A 13,078-nucleotide genomic window follows, 5' to 3' on the forward strand; every position below is an offset into this window, starting at 1 on the left:
CGTCAGCCGGCGGCGCGCGCCGCCATCCGTGCCTTGCGCGCGGCGAGCTTCTCGTCGAACTTGGAGGCCTCCGAGTCGAGAGCGCCCATGTACAGGCCGATCTCGTCCTGCGCCTTCTGTCCCTCGGGGCCGAGACCGTCGATGTCCATGACCTTCAGGAACCGCAGCACCGGCTGGATGACGTCGTCGTGGTGGATGCGCAGGTTGTACACCTCGCCGATCGCCATCTGCGCCGCGAACCGCTCGAAGCCGGGCATGCCGTGGCCGGGCATGCGGAAGTTGACGAGGACGTCGCGCACGGCCTGCATGGTCAGGTCGGGGGCCAGCTCGAACGCGGCCTTCAGGAGGTTGCGGTAGAAGACCATGTGGAGGTTCTCGTCGGTCGCGATGCGCGCCAGCATGCGGTCACAGACCGGGTCGCCCGACTGGTGGCCGGTGTTGCGGTGCGAGACGCGGGTCGCCAGCTCCTGGAAGGCGACGTAGGCGACCGAGTGCAGCATCGAGTGCCGGTTGTCCGACTCGAAGCCCTCGCTCATGTGGGACATGCGGAACGCTTCCAGCTTGTCCGGGTCCACCGCGCGCGAGGCGAGGAGGTAGTCGCGCATCACGATGCCGTGGCGGCCCTCCTCGGCGGTCCAGCGGTGCACCCAGGTGCCCCAGGCGCCGTCGCGGCCGAACAGCGAGGCGATCTCGTGGTGGTAGCTGGGGAGGTTGTCCTCGGTCAGGAGGTTCACCACGAGCGCGATGCGGCCGATCTCGGTGACCTTCGACTGCTCCTTGTCCCAGGCCTCGCCGTCCTCGAAGAAGCCGGGGAAGTTACGGCCGTCGCTCCATGGCACGTACTCGTGCGGCATCCAGTCCTTGGTGACCTTGAGATGCCGGTTGAGTTCCTGCTCGACCACTTCCTCCAGGGCGTACAGCAGCTTGGCGTCGGTCCAGACGGAAGGGCTGCCGAGGTGAGGGGTGGCGATCGTCACGGGGACTCCAGGGGGACGTGTGACAAAGCTGAACAAACCGGCGAGCGGTTGCCGGATCCTACGGAACTTACGAAAGCGTAGGCTACGAATCCGTAGGTTACGAGACCGTAGGTTAAGAGCGCTGTAAAGATCCCTGATCAGCACATGTTCCAGGGCCCGCCCCAAAGGCTCCAGGACCGCAGGTCCGGGGCCGAACGGATGATCCGTTCACTGGGTCAGGCGTACAGCTCCCGCATCCGGACCGAGAGGCATGTCACACATCCCTCGAGCTTCTCGAACTCGCTGATGTCGACGACGACCGGCTCGTGGCCGAGGTCGCCGAGCAGCTCCGTCGTCTTCGGCGCGCTCGCCGAGATGAGCAGCTTGTGGCCGCCGAGCAGCACGACGTGGCCGCCGGCCTCCTCGGGCACCGACAGGAAGCGCGGGAAGAGCGAGGGCCGGTCCACCTTCGGGATGTGCCCGATCACCGTCCCGTCGGGCAGCGCCGTGACCGCCGACTTCAGATGCAGCACCTTGCTCACCGGCACCGCGACGACCCGCGCCCCGAGCGGCTCGAAGGCGGCCCGCAGCTGCTGCACGCCGGCCGCGTTGGTCCGGCCGCCGCGCCCGACGTAGATCGTGTCGCCGACCTTCAGGACGTCGCCGCCGTCGAGCGTGCCGGGCTCCCACACCCAGTTCACCGAGCAGCCGAGCGAGGCCACCGCCTCCTCGACGCCCGCGGTCTCCGCGCGCCGGGACTCGGCGCCGGGCCGGGTGATGAGCGCGACGTTCTTGTACATGACGACCGTGTCCTCGACGAACACGGAGTCCGGGCAGTCGTCGGCCGGATCCACCTCGACCGTGTCCCAGCCGTGCGCGCGCAGGGTCTCGACGTAGGCCTCCCACTGCTCGACCGCGAGATCGAGGTCGATCTTCTCGCGCTCGATGTGCGTCACCAGTCCTTCGGCGAGGCGCGGGCTGGGGCGGCGGACGAGGGCCTTCTTGCTGGGCACGAGGAACTCCGTAACGGCGGCATGGACGGCACCCCGGAAAAGCGGCACCGGTCAGCCATCATGCAGGGCGGGCCCGCGCGCACAAAACCCCCGGTGTCAGGCTGTGGCCCTCCTGAGATACGCGGCGGTAACCGAGCCCGGCGCCGCGAGCAGCTTCCGGGGCGTCCCCTCGAAGATCACTTCGCCCCCGTCCCGGCCCCCGTCCGGCCCCAGGTCGACGATCCAGTCGGCGTGCGCCACCACGTCCAGGTGGTGCTCGACGACCACGACCGTGTTGCCCGCGTCGACCAGCCGGTCCAGCAGCGCGAGCAGCCCGTCCACGTCCGACATGTGCAGGCCGGTCGTCGGCTCGTCGAGCACGTACACGGCCCCCTTGCGATGCAGCCGCGTCGCGAGCTTGATGCGCTGGCGCTCCCCGCCGGAGAGGGTGGACAGAGGCTGCCCCAGCGCGAGATAGGTGAGGCCGACGTCACGCAGGGCGCGCAACCGCCGTCGTACGCCCGGGTCCTCGAAGAACTCCAGCGACTGCTCGGCGGTCATCTCCAGTACGTCGGCGATGGAGTTGCCGTCGACCGTCAGCCGCAGCACCTCGTCCTTGAACCGCCGCCCCTCGCAGTCCTGGCAGGTCGTCGTCACCGGGTCCATGAAGGCGAGGTCGGTACAGATGAGCCCGCGCCCCTCGCACGTCCCGCACGCGCCGGTGGAGTTGAAGCTGAACAGGCCGGGCTCGGTGCCGGTCTCGCGCGCGAAGATCTTCCGAACCGTGTCCATGATCCCCAGATAGGTCGCCGGGGTGGAGCGCGCGGAGATCCCGATCGCGGACTGGTCGACGACCACGGTGTCGGAGTGCGCGGCCGTGAACTCCCGTACCAGCGTGCTCTTCCCGGACCCCGCGACCCCCGTCACCACGGTCAGCACCCCGGCCGGGAACTCCACGGTCACCTCCCTCAGGTTGTGCCGGTCGGCGCCCTTCACCCACAGGCCGCCCGAGGCCCGTCGTACGTCCTCCTTGACCGCCGTACGACGTCCCAGACACCGTCCGGTCAGCGTGCCCGACTCGGCCAACTCGGCCGGTGTCCCCTCGAACACGACCCGTCCGCCGTCCGCCCCGGCCCTCGGGCCCATGTCGACGACGTGGTCGGCGAGCGCGATGACGTCCCGGTCGTGCTCCACGACCAGCACGGTGTTGCCCTTGTCGCGCAGCCGCAGCAGCAGGTCGCCGAGGCGGCCGACGTCGCGCGGGTGCAGGCCGACGCTGGGTTCGTCGAAGATGTACGTCATCCCGGTCAGGCTGGAGCCCAAGTGGCGCACGGTCTTGAGGCGTTGGCCCTCCCCGCCGGAGAGCGTGGATGTCTCGCGGTCGAGGCTGAGATAGCCGAGACCGATCGAGGCGATCCGTTCCAGCGCGGTGACGGCGGCCGAGGCGATCGGCCCGCCGATGCCCCGCAGTGCGCTGATCAGGTCGCTGATCTGCATACGGGTGCAGTCGGCGATGCCCAGGCCGCCGATCCGGGTGGCGAGCGCCGCCGCGTTGAGGCGGGCGCCCTCGCAGACCGGGCAGGTGCCCTCCGCCAGGAACTCCTGTACGAGATCACGGGTCTTCTGGCTCATCGCCGACAGGTCCCGCTTCAGATAGAGCCGTTCGAAACGGTCCGCCAGGCCCTCGTAGTCGGTGGTCCAGGTGCCGCCCGTGCCGTTCACGGTGACCTTGCTGCCCGGACGGCCGCGCATCAGGAACTCCCGCTCGGTGTCGGTGAACCGGGCCACCGGCCGGTGCGGGTCCAGCTCGGTGGTGTTCGTGTACGCCTGTCCCTGCCAGGTCCCCGCGGCGAACGGCGGGAAGCGGACCGCGCCGTCCGCGAGGGACAGCTCGGGGTCCAGGATGCGGTCCCAGTCCGGACGTACCGTCCTTCCCAGGCCGTCGCACTCGGGGCACATGCCCGACGGGTCGTTGAACGAGTACGCGGTCGCCGGCCCGGCGCTCGGGGTGCCCTCCCGGGAGAACAGCACCCGGATCACCGGGTGGACGTCCGTCATGGTGCCGACGGTGGACCGGGAGTGGCCCCCGATCGGCCGCTGGTCGACGACGATCGCGGGCGAGAGGTCCTCCAGCGCTTCCGCGTGCGGCCGCTCGTACTTGGGCAGCCGGTTGCGGATGAACCAGGTGAACGTCTCGTTCAGCTGGCGCTGCGACTCGACCGCGATCGTGTCGAAGACGATCGACGACTTCCCCGATCCCGAAACGCCGGTGAACACGGTCAGCCGGCCTTTCGGGATGCGGAGGGTGACGTCCTTGAGGTTGTTCTCGGTCGCTCCGGTAAGGGTGATGAAATCGGGCATGCACCCGACGCTAGGCGGGATACCCGACAGCCTCTGGCGTGATTTCCCGCAGTTCTCCGTCCAGCAGCAGCCAGCGGGTGATGCCGATCGACTCCAGGAACGGCAGATCGTGGCTGGCCACGATCAGCGCCCCCTCGTACGACTCCAGCGCGGTCGTCAGCTGCCGCACGCTCGCCATGTCGAGGTTGTTCGTCGGCTCGTCCAGCATCAGCAGCTGCGGCGCCGGCTCGGCCAGCATCAGCGCGGCCAGCGCCGCCCGGAAGCGTTCGCCGCCGGACAGGGTCGCCGCCTGCTGGTCGGCTCGGGCGCCCCGGAACAGGAAGCGGGCGAGACGGGCCCGCACCCGGTTGTTGGTGGCGCCCGGCGCGAACCGGGCCACGTTCTCGGCGACGCTGAGCTCGTCGTCGAGAACGTCCAGACGCTGGGGCAGGAAACGCAGCGGCACATGTGCCGTCGCCTCGCCCGCCACCGGCTCCAGCTCCCCGGCGACGGTCCGCAACAGCGTCGTCTTGCCCGCGCCGTTGCGCCCGATCAGCGCGATCCGTTCGGGCCCGCGCAGGTCGAAGCCGCCTCGTACCTGGGCCCCGTAGGCCAGCTCCAGATCCATGAGGGTCAGGACGTTCCGGCCCGGCGGTACGGCTGTGTACGGCAGCTCGACGCGGATCTCGTCGTCGTCCCGTACGGCCTCCACCGCCTCGTCCAGCCGTTCCCTGGCCTCGGCGAGCCGCTCCTCGTGCATGATGCGGTGCTTGCCCGCGGACTCCTGCGCCGCGCGCTTGCGTGCCCCCATGACGATCTTCGGCTCACGCTTCTGGTCCCACATCTTCTGCCCGTACCGCTTGCGGCGGGCCAACTTCATCTGGGCATCCGACAGTTCGCGCTTCTGCTTCTTCAGATCCGCCTCGGCGACCCGCATCATCCGCTCCGCAGCCTCCTGTTCGACGGCGAGGGCCTCCTCGTAGGCGGAGAAGGTGCCGCCGTACCAGGTGACCTCGCCGGAGCGCAGATCGGCGATCTGGTCCACCAGGTCCAGGAGTTCACGGTCGTGGCTGACCACGACCATGACGCCGGGCCAGGACGCGACGGCCTCGTAGAGCCGCCGGCGGGCGTACAGATCCAGGTTGTTCGTCGGCTCGTCCAGGAGCAGTACGTCCGGGCGGCGCAGCAGCAGCGCTGCCAGCCGCAGGAGCACCGACTCGCCGCCGGAGACCTCGCCGATCGTGCGGTCCAACCCGATGTCGCCGAGGCCGAGTTCACCGAGCGTGGCCAGGGCGCGCTCCTCCACGTCCCAGTCGTCGCCGACGGTCTCGAAGTGCTCCTCCGCCACGTCGCCCGCCTCGATGGCGTGCAGCGCGGCGCGCCGGCCGGCGATACCGAGCGCCTCGTCGACCTTCAGGCCGGTGTCGAGCGTGACGCTCTGCGGGAGGTAGCCCACCTCGCCCGCGACGCGCACGGCGCCGTCGGCCGGGGCGAGTTCACCGGCGATCAGCTTCAACAGGGTGGACTTGCCCGACCCGTTGACGCCGACCAGCCCGGTCCGGCCCGGACCGAAGGCGATGTCCAGGTCCTCGAAGACGGGGGTGCCGTCGGGCCAGGTGAAGGAGAGGGACGTGCAAGTGATGGAAGTAGACATACGGGCCTCGCGGTTGCTCGATGCGGCAGGGGGCAAACGCGTATCGAGACACCTGTGACCAAGGGGGAGGCAGACTCCGCGGGCATGAGAAGAGCCCTGCACCGGAGGACGGCTCGAACGCCGAGGTCGCACGCAGCGCACACACACATGTGGTGTGTGACGCGGTGTCTCAGGACCTCAGACGAGCAACGTCCTTCTCCAATCGACGGCAACAGGACCGTCATACACCGTAGGAGAGGGCGTGAAGGCTGTCAACGAATTAACGTGAGACCCGATCGCACCTTGAGGAGGCCCCGTGCCCAACGGCTCGCTGTCGCTGCCGGCCCGGCTCTATCTGCTGGCTTGGGACACCACGAGGAACGAGCTCGCCGGCACCACCCACCTGGTGCGGGCCGGCGCCCTCACCGAGCTGGCCCAGCGCGGTCTGCTCGTCGACGACGACGGCATCGCCACCCCGGTCGACATGGACTCCGGCACCGGCGACGCCGTCCTCGACGGGCTCCTGGAGCTCGTACGCGAGTCCCGGCCGCACCGGTGGCGCAGCTGGGTGCCGCTGCACGCGCGCGTGACGGCGGAGGCCGTACGGGAACAGCTCGCCGCGGAGGGGTATCTGCGGGCGGACAAGCGCCGGGCCCTCGGCCTCTTCCCGACCGTCGAGTACGCCCTGGAACGCGTCGCCGCCGTGGACGCGCTGCGCGAGGAGGCACGGCAGGTCCTCGAAGGGCCCGTGCGGCCCGCGGACGTCTCCGACCGGGACGCGGCCGTCGTCGTGCTGGCGGCCGCGGCCGGGGTGAGCGCCCTGGTCGCCCGCAAGGAGCGCGGACAGCACAAGGAGCGGCTGGCGGACCTGTGGGAGCGCAGCGGGACGGCCGCGCCGGGATTGCGGAAGATCATGGACGAGCTGGGTACGGCGCTGACGGCGACCGCCGCGCCGACGGGGGTCTGAGGGCGCGAGGGGACGGGGCTCGGGGGACCGGAAGCGGTGTGAGGTCTTGCCGGGGCCGGTGGGGCGCTGCGGGCCGGTGAGGACTGGTCGCGCGGTTCCCCGCGCCCCCGGGGTCGGTCAGTGCCCACGCCCTTGCACGCAGTGGACGGTATCGAGGCGTCGGAACGTCCATGTCGGATTCCTGCCGGACCCGCCCCGGCTCCCGCTGCTTGGCTGGACGTCATGACGAACCAGACCTCGCTCCGTGACCGCGCCCTCGCCTTCCACGCCCTGCACGTGCAGGGGCGGCCGCTCGTCCTGCCCAACGCCTGGGACACCGCGAGCGCCCGTGTCGTCGAGGACGCCGGTGCCGCCGCCGTGGCGACCACCAGTGCGGGGCTCGCCTGGGCCCTGGGCGCGGCGGACGGCGACCGGGTGAAGCGGGAGCGGGTGCTCGGTGTCGTCGCGGACATGGTGGCCGCCGTCGGCGTGCCCGTCAGCGCGGACGTCGAGAGCGGCTACGCCGAGGATCCGGAGGGCGTCGCCACCACCGTCCGCGCGGTGCTCGCGGCGGGAGCGGTCGGCGTGAACATCGAGGACGCGCTGTACGGGGAAGGCGCCGGGCCGCTGCGGGCGGTCGCCGAACAGGCCGAGCGGATCGCCGCCGCCCGGGAGGCCGCCGATGCCGAGGGTGTGCCGCTGTTCGTCAACGCCCGCATCGACACGTTCCTGCGGGGCGCCGGGGACGTGGACCGCACCCTGGAACGGGCCGCCGCCTTCCGGGCCGCGGGCGCCGACGGGATCTTCGTCCCCGGGGCCGTCGACCCGGGAACCGTCAAGCTGCTCGTCGACGGCATCGACGGCCCGCTGAACGTCATGGTCGGCCCGGGCGCCCCGCCGGTCGCGGAACTGGCCGCACTCGGCGTCGCGCGCGTGAGCGCCGGTTCGGGCATCGCGCAGGCCGCACTCGCACTGGTCGACCGCGCCGCACGGGAGCTGCTGGGGGCGGGAACGTACGAGTCGCTGGAGGGAGGCCTCGACTACGGCAGGCTCAACGGGCTGCTGGGAACCGTGCGCTGAACGCGCCGCCCCCCGCAGAGCGTTACGCGTCCCGCATCAACTCCGCCAGCTGCTCGTCCAGGTCGAGCTGAAGATGCTCCAGCCCCACCGGCACCAACTCGGCCGTAGCCTGCAGGAACCGCCGTACCTCCCCCGAACGCACATGCACGACCGCCGTGCCCTCGGGCGCGTGGAACTCCAGAACGGTGCGGTCGTACCCGTACGGCCGCACCCGCACGTCGCCATGCCCCTCGGCGGTCTCCAGACCCGCCGTGAGGAGCTCGCGGGAGAAGGTCCAGCAGACCTCCACGCCCTCCAGCGTGGCCGGAGCAGGGAAGGTCATGCGGACGGCGAACGGATCGCGCCGGTCGTAGTGCAGCGTGGCGGGAATGCTCGGCATCCGCGGCGCGGCGGCGACGAGACGGGCCTCAACGGGCTGCTCGATGACAGTTGACAACGCGTTGCTCCCTAGTGACGGCTGGACTGACTTCCGGACGGATGGGGCCGGGTACTGGTAGAGACGACGGAATCGGCCAATCCGTGTACACGAAAGTCGAGTGACCTCGGTCACCGTTTTTCATGCACACAAGTGGCGCAGACCACCTTCCGTGCCGCGATGGGCACTTGCGGCGACCCCTGCCCCGTCCGGCGGCGGTCTGGACGGCCACGGGCGCGTGGACTAGCTTCGCCCGCCATGAGGCGCATGGGGAGCACGCGACGCACGCGACACAGGGGACGTACCGGCAGACGGCTCGCCGCGGGGGTGGCGTGCGCGGCGGCGCTGGCCGCGCTGACGGCCGTACCCGCACAGGCACAGCCGCAGCACCGGGCGCCGTACTGGGAACTCAAGGACAGCGGGACCCCGGAGGTGCGCTTCCGCGGACTGTCGGCCGTCAGCCGGACCACCGCCTGGGTCTCCGGCACCCAGGGGACCGTCCTGCGCACCACGGACGCCGGCGCGACCTGGCGGAACGTCTCTCCGCCCGGCGCCGGCGAGCTCCAGTTCCGGGACATCGAGGCGTTCGACGCACGCCGGGCCGTCGTGCTGGCCATCGGCGAGGGCGAGGCGTCCCGGGTGTACCGGACCGACGACGGCGGGGCGACCTGGACCGAGTCCTTCCGCAACACCGACGCCCGCGCCTTCTACGACTGCCTCACCTTCCTCGACCGCAAGCACGGCCTGGCGATGAGCGACCCGGTGGACGGGAAGTTCCGCATCCTGTCGACGAGCGACGGCGGCCGTTCCTGGAAGGTGCTGCCGAACGACGGCATGCCCGCCGCGCTGGAGGGCGAGGCCGGGTTCGCGGCCAGTGGTCAGTGCCTGGTCGGCTCCGGCCCGAAGGACGTCTGGCTGGCCACCGGCGGAGCGGCACGCGCACGCGTGCTGCACTCCTCCGACCGCGGCCTGACCTGGACGGCCACCGACACGCCGATCCCCGCCGGCGACCCCGCCAAGGGCGTCTTCGCGCTCGCCTTCCGCGACCGTACCCACGGCCTCGCGGTCGGCGGCGACTACCGCCCCGACCAGACGTCCCCGCAGGCCGGCGCAGTGACCCGGGACGGTGGTCGCACCTGGCAGCCCTCGGCGACACCGCCGCCCGCCTACCGCTCGGGCGTCGCCTGGCTCCCGTACAGCCGCACCGCCGCCCTCGCGGTCGGCCCCACCGGCACCGACCTGACGACGGACGGCGGCCGCACCTGGCGCACGGTCGACACGGGCTCGTACGACACCGTGGACTGCGCCCCCGACCTCGGCTGCTGGGCGGCCGGCGAGAAGGGGCGGGTGGCCCGGCTGGAGAGCTGAACCGGGATGTGGGTACCCGGTCGCCGAGCGCGGAAGGAGTGAGCCCACATGCCACGTGGTTCGAGCCCGAAGAGGGAACGCCAGTACGAACACATCAAGGAGAGCGCCCAGGACCGGGGTGAGAGCAAGAAGCGCGCGGAGGAGATCGCCGCGCGGACGGTCAACAAGGAACGCGCCCGCTCCGGGGAGTCGAAGACCGCGAGCCGCACCTCGACCCAGGACATGTCGTCTGGGAAGAGGGGCGGCCAGCGGTCCGGGAAGGGCTCCCAGGGCCCGACCTACGACCAGCTCTACGAGGAGGCCAAGCGCCGCAACGTCAGCGGGCGTTCGGACATGAACAAGAGCCAGTTGCAGCGGGCCCTCGGCAAGTGACGCTTCAGGAGGGCGACTCGCGGTACCGCTCCAGCTCCGGTGCGGTCTTCGTCGCCGTGAACTCGGTGATGCGGTAGGCGCAGACGCCGGCCGTGACGAACGGGTCGGTCGCCGCGATCTCCTCGATCCGCGCGCGATCCTCCGCCACGGCGAGGATCACCCCTCCCTCGCGGGGGTTCTTGGGCCCGGAGGCGAGGAAGACACCCCGCTCGTACTGTGCGTCGAGCCATGCCACATGTGCCTCCAGCACGGCGTCGACCTGGTCGAGCGGGGCGGTGTAGGTCAGCTCCAGTACGAACATGATCGCGAGCCTACGCCGACGTACGCTCGTCCCACCATGAGGACCGTAAGCATTCCCGCGGGCTGGCCCGCGACCGAGGAGCAGGCCCGCGCCGTCCAGGACGAGTTGCGGACGAAGGTGGTGCTCGACGAGCCGGGCCCGCCGCCCGGCACGGGGCACGTGACCGGAGTGGACGTGGCGTACGACGACGAGCGGGACGTCGTGGCGGCCGCGGCGGTCGTGCTCGACGCCGCGACCCTCGAAGTGGTCGCCGAGGCCACCGCGGTCGGCCGGATCTCCTTCCCGTACGTCCCCGGCCTGCTCGCCTTCCGTGAGATCCCCACGGTCATGGCCGCGTTGGACGCCCTGCCGTGCCCGCCCGGCCTCGTCGTCTGCGACGGCTACGGCCTCGCCCACCCCCGCCGCTTCGGCCTCGCCAGCCACCTCGGCGTCCTCACCGGCCTCCCCACCATCGGCGTCGCCAAGAACCCCTTCACCTTCGCCTACGACGACCCGGACACCCCACGCGGCAGCGCCTCCCCGCTCCTCGCGGGCACCGAGGAAGTCGGCCGCGCGCTCCGCACCCGCGAGAGCGTCAAGCCGGTCTTCGTCTCGGTCGGCCACCGAGTGAGCCTCGACAACGCCTGCGCCCACACACTGGCGTTGACACCGCAGTACCGCCTCCCGGAGACGACCCGCCGAGCGGATTCACTGTGCCGGAGGGCGCTGAAGGAGGCGACGCAGGTCAGGAACCCGCAGGCCGCACGGGCGGCGGCCGACCCCGAACGGAGCTGGGGGCGCACGCTGTACGAGCGGCAGGCCGACCCGGTGACCTGGGCGGGCCGCGTCCTGGAGGCGGCGGCGCAGGGGCCGGGCCGGACGCCGGAGATCGACGCCGCGCTGGAACTGGCGGGGGACCGTGAGCGGTGGCACCGGGGGAGCGAGGTGTTCGGCGTGGTCCGCGGGCGCCTGTCCACCGGCGAGGAACGGCTGTCGGCGGAGCAGGAGTTGCTGTTCCGCATCGCCGAGATCGTCGCCAAGATCGCCTACAACGCGGCCGGGCCGCCGCCGTACTACGACTACCACGTGGGCTGGCAGATCGGCCCGCTCGCCCGCCGTATCGCCGAGGCAGCGCAGGATCCCGCGGCACGCGAGCGGATCGAGGCGGCGCTCGGACCGGCCGACTGAGTACCCGATCTGAGTATCCGTACGGATGTGAGCGCCCCGCATCGATCGGCAGGCTGTGGCCCATGACGACGCACCGCATGCCCCGGCACCGCTCTCCGAAGCCGCTCGCCGACCCGAACCGCCCCGTCGAGCGGGCCGTGATGGCCGCGCTCATCCTGGCCGTGCTCGCGGGGCTCGCGTGGATCTGCGGGATGATCTACACCGTGGCGACCTGGCCGCTGTAGGGCGCTGTCACCGGCGCTGTCAGCGGCTTTTGGCCACCCGGAAGACGATCCCCGCGCGCTGCAGCCGTTCGGTCAGCGCGTCGCCCATCGCCACCGCCGTGGTGACCTGACCGGAGGTGGGCGGGAGGTCGTCGAAGGCCAGGGCCAGGGCCGCCTCGGCGAAGATCTTCGCCGTCTCGTCGTAGCCCGGGTCGCCGCCCGCCACTTCGGTGAACACCTGGCGGCCGCCGCCCTCGCCGACGAAGCGGATCCTGAACCAGCTCTTGGCGCGCTTCTCGGCGCTCGGCCCGTCCCCGGGCTTGAGCCGGTCGGACAACCAGCGTCGGGCGGGCGGCAGTTGGGCCGCCGCGAAGAGCGCGCCCACGGCCGCGACTCCACCCACCGCGATCGGCAGTCGGCGGACGGCCGCGTAGTGGCGGTAGCGGAAGTCGGGGCCGTAACGTTCCAGCGCGCGGGCCGACCGCCCCACGATCTGCGGGTCGATCGTCGGCAGCGGCAGCGCCCACGAGTCGACCGCACCGACGTACCGCGGGGCACCGCTCGGGGTCGACGCCCGCCGCCCCACCAGCCGCGGCTCGTGCCGACCACGGTCCCGCGCGGCGGCGATCATCTGCCGTCCGCGCGCGAACTGGCCCAGCGCCGAGGCGAACGTACCGCCCGAGAAGGTCGCGTCCGCCGTCACGAACCCGTCCACCCTGAGCGGCACCCCCTCCGGCAGCTGCCGCACCGTGAAGTACACCCCCAGGTCGTGCGGCACCGAGTCGAAGCCACATGCGTGCACCAGCCGTGCACCGGTCTCACGCGCGCGTGCGTCGTGCCGGACGTACATCCGGTCCACGAACTCCGGCTCACCGGTGAGGTCGAGATAGTCCGCCCCGGTCTCCGCGCAGGCCGCGACCAGCTCCTCGCCGTAGGTCACATAGGGGCCCACCGTCGTGGCCACCACGCGCGCGTGCTCGGCGAGCGCCCGCAGCGAGGCCGGATCGGCCACGTCCGCCCGCAGCACCCCGACCTCCGCGCCGCCCGGCAGCCGCTCCCGCAGCGCCTGGAGCTTCTCCTCGCTGCGACCGGCGATCGCCCAGCGCAGTCCCTCGGGCGCGTGTGCGGCGAGGTACTGCGCGGTGAGCGTCCCCACGAACCCGGTGGCTCCGAAGAGCACGATGTCGTAAGGACGCTTTGACCTGTTCAGCCTGCTCATGACACCCCTCGGTTCCGCACCACGCGCCGTTGTCGGTGGCCGAGGCTAGCGTGAGGGGTGCGGAGCCCGACGACGAGGCCGGAGGT

Annotated in this window: 12 protein-coding genes and 1 pseudogene; 6 read left to right on the forward strand and 7 right to left on the reverse strand. The window is 71.5% G+C overall.

What is annotated here, in order from left to right; genetic code table 11:
- Positions 1 to 2: 2 nt before the first annotated feature.
- The 4 genes from OHU89_RS40585 to OHU89_RS40600 all read right to left on the reverse strand — a co-directional run bounded on the left by OHU89_RS40585 (position 3) and on the right by OHU89_RS40600 (position 5,942).
- The gene (locus OHU89_RS40585; RefSeq protein ID WP_266885630.1) at positions 3 to 977 is read right to left on the reverse strand and encodes an acyl-ACP desaturase; all 975 of its coding nucleotides are present in this window, start codon (positions 975 to 977) and stop codon (positions 3 to 5) included.
- A gap of 215 nt (positions 978 to 1,192) precedes the next feature.
- Positions 1,193 to 1,969: a dimethylargininase gene (gene ddaH, locus OHU89_RS40590; RefSeq protein WP_405650102.1), complete on the reverse strand. Its 777-nt coding sequence runs from the start codon at positions 1,967 to 1,969 to the stop codon at positions 1,193 to 1,195.
- Between the two features lie 96 nt (positions 1,970 to 2,065).
- Positions 2,066 to 4,309, reverse strand: a complete 2,244-nt coding sequence (locus OHU89_RS40595; RefSeq protein WP_405650104.1) for an ATP-binding cassette domain-containing protein — start codon at positions 4,307 to 4,309, stop codon at positions 2,066 to 2,068.
- 10 nt (positions 4,310 to 4,319) lie between these two features.
- Complete coding sequence (locus OHU89_RS40600; RefSeq protein ID WP_405650106.1) at positions 4,320 to 5,942, reverse strand: ABC-F family ATP-binding cassette domain-containing protein; 1,623 nt, start codon at positions 5,940 to 5,942, stop codon at positions 4,320 to 4,322.
- Positions 5,943 to 6,237: 295 nt separating this feature from the next.
- Here OHU89_RS40600 and OHU89_RS40605 point away from each other — a divergent pair, with 295 nt between their 5' ends.
- Both OHU89_RS40605 and OHU89_RS40610 read left to right on the forward strand, forming a co-directional pair.
- On the forward strand, positions 6,238 to 6,888 hold the full coding sequence (locus tag OHU89_RS40605) for a GPP34 family phosphoprotein (protein WP_405650107.1): 651 nt from the start codon (positions 6,238 to 6,240) through the stop codon (positions 6,886 to 6,888).
- Positions 6,889 to 7,110: 222 nt separating this feature from the next.
- Positions 7,111 to 7,947: an isocitrate lyase/phosphoenolpyruvate mutase family protein gene (locus OHU89_RS40610; protein WP_405650108.1), complete on the forward strand. Its 837-nt coding sequence runs from the start codon at positions 7,111 to 7,113 to the stop codon at positions 7,945 to 7,947.
- A gap of 22 nt (positions 7,948 to 7,969) precedes the next feature.
- Here the strand turns inward: OHU89_RS40610 and OHU89_RS40615 are convergent, their stop codons facing one another.
- A complete protein-coding gene (locus OHU89_RS40615) occupies positions 7,970 to 8,383 on the reverse strand; it encodes an SsgA family sporulation/cell division regulator (protein WP_046256307.1) in 414 nt (137 codons plus the stop codon).
- Positions 8,384 to 8,629: 246 nt separating this feature from the next.
- On the opposite strand from OHU89_RS40615, the gene OHU89_RS40620 reads away from it, so the two are divergent.
- Together OHU89_RS40620 and OHU89_RS40625 are read left to right on the forward strand one after the other, a co-directional pair.
- The gene (locus OHU89_RS40620) at positions 8,630 to 9,730 is read left to right on the forward strand and encodes a WD40/YVTN/BNR-like repeat-containing protein (protein WP_405650109.1); all 1,101 of its coding nucleotides are present in this window, start codon (positions 8,630 to 8,632) and stop codon (positions 9,728 to 9,730) included.
- A gap of 48 nt (positions 9,731 to 9,778) precedes the next feature.
- Complete coding sequence (locus tag OHU89_RS40625) at positions 9,779 to 10,102, forward strand: plasmid stabilization protein (RefSeq protein ID WP_267014333.1); 324 nt, start codon at positions 9,779 to 9,781, stop codon at positions 10,100 to 10,102.
- 4 nt (positions 10,103 to 10,106) lie between these two features.
- Here the strand turns inward: OHU89_RS40625 and OHU89_RS40630 are convergent, their stop codons facing one another.
- Positions 10,107 to 10,403 (reverse strand): YciI family protein, encoded by a 297-nt coding sequence (locus OHU89_RS40630; RefSeq protein WP_266885611.1) that lies wholly within the window; start codon positions 10,401 to 10,403, stop codon positions 10,107 to 10,109.
- A 36-nt stretch (positions 10,404 to 10,439) separates the two neighbouring features.
- On the opposite strand from OHU89_RS40630, the pseudogene OHU89_RS40635 reads away from it, so the two are divergent.
- Together OHU89_RS40635 and mmpA are read left to right on the forward strand one after the other, a co-directional pair.
- Positions 10,440 to 11,123: pseudogene (locus OHU89_RS40635) on the forward strand (endonuclease V); the annotation flags it as partial.
- Positions 11,124 to 11,647: 524 nt separating this feature from the next.
- The gene (gene mmpA, locus OHU89_RS40640; protein ID WP_368082973.1) at positions 11,648 to 11,794 is read left to right on the forward strand and encodes a morphogenic membrane protein MmpA; all 147 of its coding nucleotides are present in this window, start codon (positions 11,648 to 11,650) and stop codon (positions 11,792 to 11,794) included.
- A 19-nt stretch (positions 11,795 to 11,813) separates the two neighbouring features.
- Here the strand turns inward: mmpA and OHU89_RS40645 are convergent, their stop codons facing one another.
- Complete coding sequence (locus tag OHU89_RS40645) at positions 11,814 to 12,992, reverse strand: saccharopine dehydrogenase family protein (protein ID WP_405650110.1); 1,179 nt, start codon at positions 12,990 to 12,992, stop codon at positions 11,814 to 11,816.
- Between the last annotated feature and the right edge of the window lie 86 nt (positions 12,993 to 13,078).

Source organism: Streptomyces sp. NBC_00019 (assembly GCF_045041015.1).
In the GTDB taxonomy this organism is placed as follows: Bacteria; Actinomycetota; Actinomycetes; order Streptomycetales; family Streptomycetaceae; genus Streptomyces.

Bases quoted from the DNA above. Each gene is read 5' to 3' on its own strand.
- OHU89_RS40595 (WP_405650104.1), bottom strand. From the start codon at position 4,309: ATGCCCGATTTCATCACCCTTACCGGAGCGACCGAGAACAACCTCAAG.
- OHU89_RS40600 (WP_405650106.1), bottom strand. From the start codon at position 5,942: ATGTCTACTTCCATCACTTGCACGTCCCTCTCCTTCACCTGGCCCGAC.
- OHU89_RS40610 (WP_405650108.1), top strand. From the start codon at position 7,111: ATGACGAACCAGACCTCGCTCCGTGACCGCGCCCTCGCCTTCCACGCC.
- OHU89_RS40620 (WP_405650109.1), top strand. From the start codon at position 8,630: ATGGGGAGCACGCGACGCACGCGACACAGGGGACGTACCGGCAGACGG.
- OHU89_RS40625 (WP_267014333.1), top strand. From the start codon at position 9,779: ATGCCACGTGGTTCGAGCCCGAAGAGGGAACGCCAGTACGAACACATC.
- OHU89_RS40630 (WP_266885611.1), bottom strand. From the start codon at position 10,403: ATGTTCGTACTGGAGCTGACCTACACCGCCCCGCTCGACCAGGTCGAC.
- mmpA (WP_368082973.1), top strand. From the start codon at position 11,648: ATGCCCCGGCACCGCTCTCCGAAGCCGCTCGCCGACCCGAACCGCCCC.
- OHU89_RS40645 (WP_405650110.1), bottom strand. From the start codon at position 12,992: ATGAGCAGGCTGAACAGGTCAAAGCGTCCTTACGACATCGTGCTCTTC.